Raw genomic sequence first — 910 nt, 5'->3', positions numbered from 1 at the left:
CTGCGCGAGTCGAGTCCGAGCTTGCTCGCGGCGGTTACGATTACAGCCGTTACGCTCGTTTCCTATACGGCGATGTCAGGCGTCATTGGCGGCGGCGGGCTAGGAGACTTAGCGCTCCGTTACGGCTACCAGCGGTTTCAAACCGATGTTATGCTCGTCACCGTCGTGCTGCTTATCGTGCTCGTGCAGGTGCTGCAGACGATTGGAGACTCACTCATTAGACGCTACAGCAGGAAATAAAGAGGATAACATTCGCGTAACCTAGATGAACCAACAACATGGGAGGAATCAACATGAAGAAGACAAGCTATATGATATTGACACTGATGCTGATGTTTGCGCTAACGGCTTGCGGAGCAGACAAAACAGAAGAGAACAATGCAAACGGTTCGGGAACGGGAGCAGCTGAGACGGTAAAGCTGAAGGTTGGGGCATCCCCTGTACCGCATGCGGAGCTTTTGGAGCTGGTGAAGCCGATACTCAAGGAGCAGGGCATTGAGCTTGAAATCATTGAATTCAATGATTATGTTCAACCAAACACGCAGCTCTATGAAAAACAAATCGATGCTAACTTTTTTCAGCATACGCCTTACTTAGAACAATTCAACAAAGACAAGGGTTATGACCTTGTCAACGTTGCTGGTGTGCATATCGAGCCTTTTGGCGCTTACTCCAAAAAAATTCAAAAGATCGAAGAGCTGAAGGATGGCGCACAGGTTGTTATCCCGAATGACCCGTCCAATGGCGGGCGTGCGCTTGCGTTAATGGCGGATAACGGCTTGCTCAAGCTGAAGGATGGCGTAGGCGTAAACGGGACGGTTGCTGATATTACGGATAATCCGAAGAAGCTTGAAATAAGAGAAGTGGAAGCCGCAACCTTGCCGCGCGTGCTTGATGAGGTTGATCTTGC

The 910-nt window shown here is 49.9% G+C and carries 1 protein-coding gene and 1 pseudogene; both read left to right on the top strand.

The window, feature by feature from the left end; translation table 11 throughout:
* A pseudogene (locus tag AB4Z29_RS32300) lies at nucleotides 1-240 on the top strand (metal ABC transporter permease); the annotation flags it as partial.
* A 53-nt stretch (nucleotides 241-293) separates the two neighbouring features.
* Nucleotides 294-910 (top strand): MetQ/NlpA family ABC transporter substrate-binding protein (locus AB4Z29_RS32295; RefSeq protein WP_441946959.1); only part of this gene is annotated, 617 nt, incomplete at its 3' end.

Source organism: Paenibacillus sp. 2TAB23 (assembly GCF_052115165.1).
Classification (GTDB): Bacteria; Bacillota; Bacilli; order Paenibacillales; family Paenibacillaceae; genus Pristimantibacillus.
The sequence above is the reverse complement of the archived record's forward strand: the minus strand, read 5'-3'. Positions and strand labels throughout refer to the sequence as shown.